The organism is Agarivorans sp. QJM3NY_30, from assembly GCF_050870855.2.
In the GTDB taxonomy this organism is placed as follows: Bacteria; Pseudomonadota; Gammaproteobacteria; order Enterobacterales; family Celerinatantimonadaceae; genus Agarivorans.
The window spans coordinates 3,803,438-3,814,070 of record NZ_CP194038.2; the positions used below are offsets into that span (position 1 = coordinate 3,803,438).

The 10,633-nt window shown below is 45.5% G+C and carries 7 protein-coding genes; 5 read left to right on the top strand and 2 right to left on the bottom strand.

Features of this window, described 5'->3' with window-relative positions:
• Positions 1-58: 58 nt before the first annotated feature.
• A complete protein-coding gene (locus ACRRSX_RS17300; protein WP_432451972.1) occupies positions 59-2,143 on the bottom strand; it encodes an autotransporter-associated beta strand repeat-containing protein in 2,085 nt (694 codons plus the stop codon).
• A 455-nt stretch (positions 2,144-2,598) separates the two neighbouring features.
• On the opposite strand from ACRRSX_RS17300, the gene ACRRSX_RS17305 reads away from it, so the two are divergent.
• On the top strand, positions 2,599-3,828 hold the full coding sequence (locus ACRRSX_RS17305; protein ID WP_432451971.1) for an aldose 1-epimerase family protein: 1,230 nt from the start codon (positions 2,599-2,601) through the stop codon (positions 3,826-3,828).
• 114 nt (positions 3,829-3,942) lie between these two features.
• Here the strand turns inward: ACRRSX_RS17305 and ACRRSX_RS17310 are convergent, their stop codons facing one another.
• A complete protein-coding gene (locus tag ACRRSX_RS17310; RefSeq protein ID WP_432451970.1) occupies positions 3,943-6,066 on the bottom strand; it encodes a methyl-accepting chemotaxis protein in 2,124 nt (707 codons plus the stop codon).
• An 899-nt stretch (positions 6,067-6,965) separates the two neighbouring features.
• Here ACRRSX_RS17310 and ACRRSX_RS17315 point away from each other — a divergent pair.
• The 4 genes from ACRRSX_RS17315 (at position 6,966) to ACRRSX_RS17330 (ending at position 10,552) form a co-directional block, all read left to right on the top strand.
• Positions 6,966-8,213 carry a hypothetical protein gene (locus ACRRSX_RS17315; RefSeq protein WP_432451969.1) on the top strand — a complete coding sequence of 416 codons (1,248 nt, stop codon included), beginning with the start codon at positions 6,966-6,968 and terminating at the stop codon, positions 8,211-8,213.
• 9 nt (positions 8,214-8,222) lie between these two features.
• Complete coding sequence (locus ACRRSX_RS17320) at positions 8,223-9,176, top strand: methionyl-tRNA formyltransferase (protein WP_439022889.1); 954 nt, start codon at positions 8,223-8,225, stop codon at positions 9,174-9,176.
• Positions 9,177-9,319: 143 nt separating this feature from the next.
• Positions 9,320-9,808 carry a hypothetical protein gene (locus ACRRSX_RS17325; protein WP_432451967.1) on the top strand — a complete coding sequence of 163 codons (489 nt, stop codon included), beginning with the start codon at positions 9,320-9,322 and terminating at the stop codon, positions 9,806-9,808.
• Positions 9,809-9,940: 132 nt separating this feature from the next.
• Positions 9,941-10,552, top strand: a complete 612-nt coding sequence (locus tag ACRRSX_RS17330; RefSeq protein ID WP_432451966.1) for a phage tail protein — start codon at positions 9,941-9,943, stop codon at positions 10,550-10,552.
• Positions 10,553-10,633 lie beyond the last annotated feature (81 nt).

Below are 10,633 nucleotides of genomic sequence, written 5' to 3' on the forward strand. Positions count from 1 at the left end.
ACCTGCATGCAAGAACATTCAAGCCTCTGGCGAGCCAGCTTACGGCTGCTCAAGCGACTTAGAGAATATGAGCGATCACCGCCTGATTACGGTACTCAAGCCGCAGCTCAATATCTCCGGCATCCACTCGAGTAAACTCACCATAGCGCTGACCGGCCTCAATGAGAGGAATTACATCACCTGCGTTTAAGTCCAGCGCGCTTAAATCCAAGTGGAGTTCTCCCCCCTCAATAAACAACTGCTTCACAACATTGACCGGCGTAAAATCAGCCCCTGGCACCAACTTTAAAATCCCGCCTTCCTGAGTAAAGTGACCAGCAATATTTAAAGGCTCGCTCAGAGCCACGCTTAGACCGCCATCTAACAAATAAACATCACCGGAACCTAGCGCATGAGCACTCTCGGCAACAATCCTACCCTGCTCAATTAAGCTGCCGCCGCGGTAAGAATTATTTCCGGCAAGATGCAAGCTGCCCGAGCCCTGCTTGGTGAGTTTGCCGGCCCCGCTGATATCGTTATACCACCAATCCCGAGCGTGAAAACCGCCCTTACGCGCATCCATATTAACCGTTACATCGCCGATAAATGCCCCATAACCATCGGCAGCGGTGACTAAGTCAAGCCGGCCCCAACCTTTGCTGTCATCTAAAATAGGGTAACCGGAATCGAGCGCCGTGGTATATAACACCGCACGACGTTGCATATCACTCAGATAGGGCTGGCGAGTCTCTAACAAACGTTCCGCACCTTCCGGGATCTCTGGCGCTTGACCCGCAAGTTGAAGGTTTTGGCTAAACCCGTAGCTTAAACGTTCACGATAAACCCGTTTATTCGCCTGACGATCTGCATAGCGATTATTATTCCCAACCTCGACAATAATGTTATCGCCATCAATAAAACCTAACTCATGTTCGACCCAGCGATGTGCGTAATCATACAGCTCTAGTCCTTCAGCTTGCGCTTGCCCAGCAAAATACGCTTGCGCTTGCTGATAGGCAGCTTGTGCATTCTGATAGATGTGGTCCTGACCTAAGGCATAGGCCGCAATCGTTTGAAAATGTATCCGCGCGCCCATAACATCTAAGGGAGAATGCATTCCGGTAATGATTCGGTTCTCACCCAATTGTGAGCCACGAGTCAACAGCTCTGCATAACGCTGCGGGAAGGCGTAGGCGTAGGCCATGGCTGCCAAATAACCCGCATTGGTATGGCCACTGGGGTAACCACCGTCCTTGCGACGATTTTCCCCTTCATCAGTTAAGGGATCATTTCCATGATGCCGAGCGGCGCAGCGCAGACCCGGCAATACCTTCACCGGACTCTGATACCAGTCGTAAATTCTTTGCTCGGTGCTGCCATCCTGTTGTTCACAGTGATGAAGATAGGTCCCCAGATAGTCAACTTCTCCAGATGCCGTCATCCGCCAGGGCCGAGGACTAGAGAAAATATATTTAGAACCATTCGCCGAAGCTGGCGAATTTTGGCGAAAATCGTTCACCAACTGCACCACTGCGCCGAGGTCGGCGTGAATATCACCTGAGTAATCGCCACCATCATTATGAACCGCAAAGAAGTTCTCATTTTCAAGCACATCGCTCACCCGTGGAACATCCAGATCGACATAGGCACCACTCCCCGCAAGGTAGGCATGAGTCAGGGGACCAAAACCATCGATGACGCTGTAGTTTTTACTACGCCGATCATCGGAATAACTCTCGATGGCTTGTTCCGGGGTTCGCTGCTCGGTCACTTGCAACACGTAGCTCATATTATGTCGCCAGGCATCGGCATCGATGATCTTTTGCTCCTTGAAGCTTTCCGGCCCATCACCATTTGCATCATTTTGCCAGCCCGATAAGCCCAGGTGCCAGATACGATTAAATCCATTTAAGATGGTGGCTACAGGGTTGTGCTCAATCATAAACCGTTCGGGATCTTGAGCATTATGCTCGGCATGCTCGACGACTGGCAAAGGATAAACGCGAGACGGAATCGCCACATCGAGTTCATGGCCCACTCCTTCAGGCTTATTTGGCTTCGTCGGCGAAGGGGATGAAGAGCTAGAAAAATTACAGCCCAGCAGACTAAGCATCAGCAGTGAAGCCAGGCTCAATTGTATTTTATGGTTTGCAAATGTTGTCATATTTTTTGTCAGCAATAAGTAAGTGATAAATTTGAAGAGCCAAGACCTTATATGCCGAATATGACCCGACCATTGCAAAAAAGTAAAAACCAATCCAGCAAAGGTAAAATCCATAAAAAATAATATAAACAATTGATATAAATAGAAATATTTTATTTTTTGGTGGCTTATTAATGCCTAAAACGCAACGAAACCTGAATAATCAGGCCCGACCAAGCGGTGCCTTTACAACACCCGGATAAATAACTGAGCCAAGCGCTCTGTCGCCCTTTCGACCAGCCAAGTGAAATGCTGCTGAAAGTGATTCAGCAATCAATTATCACACTGTGTTGCTTGCTGAACCTTGCTGAAATCACGTTCACTCATTCTCTTATTGAATAAATCATCGGTAAGCGTATGGTCTTGCTGAATCGATTCAGTTATGTGTACTTAGATAATTAATGAAGGAATATTCAATGAACATTAAATACTCGTTAGCTGCTGTTGCTCTAGGTTTATGCTCTGCAAATGCTTACTCAGCCGAATTCCTACTCACCGACTCCAGCTCGTCTTTAGATGTAGGGGACTGGAAAGTAAGCAGTGCCTCTCTTGGCTATCAAAGTGATACCCCATTCTCGATTGAAAAACGCAGCCTAAAGGGTGGCAAACAAACCGGTGTCGATGTATTGGTCATCAATAATGGAGAAATGTCGATTACCCTTGTGCCGACTCGCGGCATGGGGATCTACAATGTACAAATGGATGGTAAACGCATTCTAGGTTGGACTTCACCAGTCAAAGAAATTGTAAACCCCGCCTTCATTGACTTAGAGAGTCGCGGCGGTTTGGGTTGGTTAGATGGTTTTAATGAAATGTTAGTCCGCTGCGGCTATGAATGGACGGGCCACCCGGGCGTTGACGATAATGGTCAATTGCTCAGCCTGCATGGCCGCTTACAGAACACCCCAGCTTCCACAGTAAAAGTGATTATTGACGATACCCCCCCTCACAAAATTACCATTCAGGGTGAAGTGAGCGAACGGACCTTTAAAAAAGCAGAGCTGGTCACCATGACTGAGTTTCAGGTGACGCCAGGTGCAAACAGCTTCTCCTTGCACGACAGTCTCACCAATAAAGCCGATTATGATGATGAATACCAAATCATTTATCACTCCAACTTTGGTCGTCCTATTTTGGAAAAAGGCGCCAAAGTCACTGCTGCCGCCAAGGAAATATCGCCATTTAATAGTTATGCCAAAGCTGGACTCAAAGATTGGCAAACTTATTTAGGCCCCACCAAAGACTATGACGAAATGGTCTTCAATTTGAAACCCATCGGCGATAAACAAGGCAACAGCTTGGTGGTGCTGCACAATAAACAGGGTAATCAGGGAGTTGCGGTTGGCTATAACGTAAAACAATTGCCCGTATTAACACTGTGGAAAAATACCGATACCGACCAACAGGGTTACGTCACTGGTATTGAGCCCGGCACTAGTTATGCCTATAACACCAAATTTCAACGTCCGCTTGGTTTAGTTCCCACCATCAAAGCAGGAGAAACTAAACACTTTGATGTGAGCTATACGGTTTTACGGAATAAACAAGAAGTGAAGTCTTCTTTAGCTCAAATTAAAAATATTCAAAAAGGCACAGAGCTGAAGCAAAGCATGGACTTAATCGTCGACTTGGATAAAGTTCAATAAGCGACGCTTATCATTCATAGCACATAGCAGCCTCTCAACGAAAATAATAAGATAGGCTTTACAAGCCCTGAACAACATTCATGTTGCTCAGGGCTTCACTCAAAAACACACAAGCTAATGTATACGAGACACGTCAAAACGTCCCACTAATAGCTCTAAACGCTGAATCGCATTCTCCATTAAGGTGGTACGACGCGACATTTGTTGGGCCGAGGTTTGCAGACGAACGGTAATATCCTGCGCACCACAGGCAGTTTGCTTATGTTTCTCACTATTCGCTGATAAATCGTTGATAATATCGAACAGAGACGATACGGATTTTTGCAGTTGCTCGTTGCGGTTAGAAGATTCATTATTCACGCTGCTACTGTCAACGTTCTCGATGCCTTGCTGCATAAATTTAACCGCAGTTTCAGACTCTCGGTGTAGTTTATTCATTAACTCGCCAATATGATTGGCCGCCTGAGAAGTTTTATCTGCTAGATTTCTCACTTCATCAGCCACCACCGAAAATCCGCGCCCATGCTCGCCAGCTCTCGCCGCTTCAATCGCCGCATTTAAGGCCAGCAAGTTAGTTTGGTCGGTAATCTCGGTAATCAACTTAACAATACCACCGATCTCTTGCATTTCTTTATTGATATCGTTGACACTTTTAGCTGAAGACTCAACAATTTCACGAATGGTGTTCGCTCCTTCTAACGCTTTAAAATACTCTTGCTGAGCACTATCAACCACCTGTTGCATCACCGCCTGCATGGTATGCGCAGAGTCACTGGCAAGCGCAATTTCATCTTGCTGGCTAGTTGCCAAGTTCAACATTGAGTCGATAGACTCAGCAGTTTCCACTGTGGCACCATCCATTTTTTGACAACGCCGTAACATCGAAGCCGAGACCTGTTGCACTTCATTGGAGGCCTGAACCAGTCGGCCCATTAATTCTTCCAGATTATCGATGAAACTATTCACCCAACGCCCCATATCACCAGTCTCATCGGCCTTAAACTGACTGGCATCCAAACGTTGATTTAGGTTGCCATCCCCTTCGGCGATGGTTTGAATCACTCGAGTCATCCCCTTCAGGCCCTGAGTCACCGGAGATGCGCAAAAATGCTTAAAAGCCAAGGCGCTAAATAAGGCCATTGAAAGGCTCAGTCCCCACTGGCCCACTAGGCCCATCTCCAGCCAGTGATTCGCCAGCAAAGGAGCAAATAACACCATCAACATACACAGTACATATTGTCGGGTTAAGCTATAGGTCAGCGAGCGATGACGATACACCTCCTCCAGATCGGCCTCACACATCATTCCCCATCGATCAGCTGAGCCCTGCATCTGAAAGGTGACCCCTTTGCCAATAACCGGGATATGCCGATAGTCTGAATAACCAGGATAGTCGACGTAAAGGTTGCTGCCATTGGCGATGGTTTCCCTGACCCCAGGATGTAACTGTCCGGTGGCAGGATCGGTAAAACGGATCTCAAACTCGGTATGTTGCTGAACTTTTACCGTTCCCCACTCAGTTTTCACCCCTGACTTTAAATTTTCGCTATGGGAAAAGGTATTATCTTCAAAACGAGAGCGGGACAGAGCGGTTCCGGGCAAAATACTCGAATCAAAGTTCGATTCCACCATAAAGATATAATTATCGCCAGATTCGCTATAAATATGACCCGCTTCGCGTTGGATCAAATCGCCTAGCACATCATTCGGCACCCGACCACATAAGCAGCCACTCACCTGCTTATCTGAATCAAACAGAGGCAGGTAAAACATCAAAGTCACGGCGTCATGAAAAGACGAGCTGGAAGCCCCTAAGCTTAAGGTCCGCGGATCCACATAAGGGCCATGTAAAAACTTGTCCTGCAAACCTTGTTGTAAGGCTTTACTATCGCATTGGGTTTCGGCCAGTATCGCAGCCGATGAATGACTTACCTTCCCCTTATGATCGACTAAAAATAGCTCGGAGAAATCAGCACCACGAGAAATTAAATGCTGCAGGGTATCAACTTTATCTTGCGTCTTCTTGGTCTGTAAATAAAGCGCCGCATTTTCTAAGAAAGCCCACTGACTATTCACCCAGGCTTGCAATATTTGCACTCTGGTTTGCGCAACACTCTCAAAGGTCTCCGCCAACAACTCGCTTCTCCCTCGATTTAGCCAAGTTGCCTTCTTCATAGCCAATTTACCGGTACTTCCCATCCAGGGGAGCCAACGCCGCTCTGCATTAGTCAAATTCATCCGTCTATCTCGCATAATTATTTTTATTGAGTCACGCCAATGCAATCAATAAGCCAGCCAAGCAAAATAAGCACCAAGCCAGTGCGGTAAATAATAAATCATACAATTTTAAAAAACCAAGTACGAAAAATGGAACCAATTTAGTGCAAGCGCACCAAACATAAGCCCACATATAGTGCCTTTTGGTTGAGTGCGTAGACGAGCGCACAAAAACAGAAATATTTTTTTATAAAATAAACAACAACATAAAATTAAATTAGCGTCTTTTTAGCACAATAACAAATAACAAAATAATGAAAAGGGAGGGCTAGTAATAAACATAGTGAAATTTAAAAATCTCACTATTGTCTGCTACTTTTTTATGATTAAATTACTTAATAAAACCGTGATACTTCTCCAAAGCAGCACAAGCAACTGAACAAAAATGAATATTTATTTAAATTTTACGCAAACATCAAAATTGAATATTAACTTCAGTATTCAGCGTTGTGACAAGTAAGTTCAAACGTCAAAGTCCTACAGGGCCCTAAAGCTGATTGCACTTCAGCGAGGTTTTACATCCAATCAACAGCCGAACCATTGAAGATTGCGCACAATAATTTGAACACCAACACTGTCGAACAAATGCAGCGACAAATTTTATCTGAAACGAAAATATCTGACCAAAACTCAGTAAACCTACCCCATGCACCGTCATCGAGACGACTGAACAAAAACAAACTCAGCTAAGCATCAGATTAGTTTGTGATCCCAATAACGAATTAATAACAGCAAAGTTAATATGGCCAACTATAGTTAATTCTGACATTTATGTTATTTAGGGATGTAATTGCATGCTTGTGCTGCAACCATTTAGCTAAATACTTAATGAGATTTTCAAGGCTTAATAGGCGACAGAAATGGAAAACCCTCAAGCTGACAACGTTCCAAATGTCCGTCCACTCACCTTTGCGGATCCTTTAGCCGACGAGCTGTTAAAATACTCACTCAGAACGCAACTTGAGTCTCTTTTCAAGACTGAAATGACGATTCAGCAGCGACAACATCAACTTCAACAAAGCTTTGTTGAGGCAATAACCTTAGTACTCGCAGACAAATCAGCAAAGCATCAGCGGTTAGTTGCAGCCTTTGAGCAAATGTATGAGTCGGCGACGCAATCAATGGCTTTAGCTGAATTAAGTCAAGAATTACTGACCCGTCAGTACGTATCGAGCAGCGGACTGATTATGTCGCCTCTCAATTGTCGTCACACCATTAAAGATGTTTATCGTATTCAAGGTTATGTGCGTGGTATCGATCTCGCAATTAAACAACAGCTACGTCAAAAATCAGTAGTAAATGTTCTCTACCCTGCCTGCGGCCCATTCGCCCCGCTATTACTCCCCTTACTTAAATATTATCAGCAACAAGGTCAGATCAAAGCGGGCCAACTTAAAGTTACTCTGCTCGATATACAAGCTGGTGCGATCCTCTCGCTTCGCCAGTTAGTGAGTGATCTGGAGATTACTGACTATATCTGCGACATCGTCGAGCAAGACGCCACCGAATATATTCCCGAACAAAGCATCGATTTATTGATCTTGGAAGCAATGCAACATGGTTTCACTCAAGAAGGCCAGCTGAGTATTGCCAAACACCTGGTGCACTACCTAGACCTAGAAGGTAGCCTGATCCCGCAACAAGTGTCGGTACGCGGCATCATGGTGATTGGAGAGACCGAGTTTAGCCAACAATGGCGAACTGCAGCATTTACTCACTCACTCAATGTGGACCCAACGGCACAAGCCGACCGTATTGAACTTGGTGAGATTTTCAGGGTCAACAAATCCAGCTTATTAAAGGCACAGCCAATTGCTCTAGATGGCGGGATAAAGGTTCTCACAGCCAACCAATTGACCATTCCAAAAGGCATTGAAGATATGTCTCAGCGGATAATGGCCATTTATGCGCATGTTCATACCTACGGCCAAGAAACTGTTCAGCAGTATGACTCTGGTATCACTCATCCTCGACCGGATATGAGCTTTTACATCGATGCCCAGCCAAATCAAATTGATCACCCTTATTTTGTCGCAAACAGTGGCGATACAGTGCAGTTTTTTTATCAACTCACAGGACTACCTGGTTTTATAGCAAGCAAGTTATAGGGAATGATGATGAAACAACAATATGCAATTTTTACTGGTAGCTGTTTTGCATTTCCCACGATTCAGCGATTGCAGCAGCTGGATATGTTGGCTTGTGTCGTCCTGGTGAATAGCCCAGCGAATCCAGATCTGACCCAGTTACAAACGCTTCTCGCGCAACATCAGATAAAAGCGTTGCAATATTCCCTCCAAAGTGAAATTCAATTATTGGCAGAGCTTGATGCATTGCAAGTCAGCGCTGGTCTTGTGTACTGGTTCAGGCATAAGATCAGCCCTCAAGTCATCCAATTTTTCAACGGTTGGCTATTCAATATTCACCCAGGAAAGTTGCCCGATTACCGAGGACCAATGCCGCTGTATTGGCAGTTGCGTCATGGAGAGAAGCAACTTTGTTTAACCCTACATCGAGTCGCAGCCGAATTTGACAGTGGGGATATTGGCATGGAACAGCTCGTGCCAATCCACCCCTTCGATAGCTTGCAATGTTTATATCAAAAGGCCGCACAATATGCACCGCAGCTCATTGAACGCTTATTGGACGCTATCCAATCTGATGATATCTGTTGGCAAGCTCAAGCGCAGAAAGATGTTACTGGCGCGCCGAAGATCAGCGAACAAGACCTAGTAGTAGATTGGCATCGTCACTCCAGTGAAGACATTGTCAATATGGCTCGGGCAGGAAATAGCGATTGCGGGGGCGTAATACTGCCTTTTCCCCAAGGTTACTTTCATCTATATCAAGCAAGCAAGGTCAACTGTGAACTATCAGGGATAACTGTTGGAACGGTTTTAGAGGTGAGCATTCAAGCGGGAATGCTCATAAAAACCAAAGATAGCGCGCTAAGGCTAGACATCATTTCCTGCCCACAGGGCTTTTTTGATGGCTACCGTTTTGCTTTGTTATTTGGTTTAGACGCTGGCACCTGCATCGACATGGCGCTTCATCGAAAAAATAATGTTTAGAGATGGAGAGCACTGACTAAAGCGTTCCCTCTGACAATAAGTGAATAGAGAGATAAACAGCAAATTTAGACAGATACGATAATAGCCTTAGCGATATATTTATCATATCTCGACTGAAACCCTAACCTAGAAGCGAGAGAGCGATGAAGATCAAAGTTAATGTTACCAATCACTACCTCTATCAATTGGCCATTTTACCTTACAACCATGGGCTGCTCCCTGATTCAATACAGCTTTCAGAGACAGAGCGTATCGCCAAATCAAAAGGAACGGGGTCATTTCAGGTGCTCAGTGGAGAAGCCACCATTGTTTTCGTGCCGGGGATGGGCGAGTTACTCATCCATTTTTTAGGTCAGCAAAAAATTGAAAACTGCCATGACAAATTTACCGAGACCTTTAGTGATTTTGATCACTATCAACAGATGGTATTGCTCCGTTATAAAACAACAGAATTATATTGGCGATTTCCAAGTGCAGAAAGCGATGCCGAGCTGGATATCAGTGTCAATGAATTAGGCACTCTGTGCCTCGATAAAGTCCATCATGGCGAAGCCAGAAAAATATCGCTACCTGAATTTTTTATTCCGCCGGTGTTTCTGGTCGACTTACCAGAAAAATGTGAACCGATTTAAAGCCTATGAACATTCACCCTATGCTTTCCAACAACGGCAACACATGTATCGTTATCGGCAAAAATACGCCTTTTAACATGCATGAAGCTGAGCAAAGTAAACCACGTTTAATCAATATGATGAGGATTAATTATGTCTGCTGAACCCTATCTAGGCACCATGACACCATTTGCTGGCACCTTCACGATCGAAAAATTTGCGATATGTCTTGGACAACTGGTCGCTATTTCGCAAAACCCGTCACTTTTCTCAATACTCGGAGCGACGTACGGCGGGGATGCTCGAACCACCTTTGGGATCCCCGATATGCGTGGCCGCTCCCCTGTCGGTGTTGGCACAAGGCCTGGCGGGAAAACCTATTATCAAGGACACATGATGGGTAACGAGTACGCTGTTCTTGCGCTATCACAAATGCCGGAACATACGCACGCAGCAACATTCGCGCCGAGCGGGAATATATCAGTCTCAAGTAGTTTGCAGGCTGCCACTGACACTGCAACAACGACCACCCCAGCATCGAACACCCACCTCGCTGCTGGAGCCTCAAGTATGTACGTTGCACCCGGCTTTCAACCCCCCACCCTAACCGAGATAGAAGGCTTGACGGTAGAGTTGCAAGGAAGCACTGGTGGCAACGTGACTGTAGACAACACTGGAGGTGGTAATGCCATTGATATTACTAATCCGGTGCAGGTGGTGAACTGGCAAATATCGTTGGATGGACTGTACCCACCCAGAGCTTAGCTCGTCCCTGAAATCTAAATGGCGCAGTGAACAACAACTTCGCCATTGATTTGCAAACAGCGAAAGGTATCGCATCGAAGT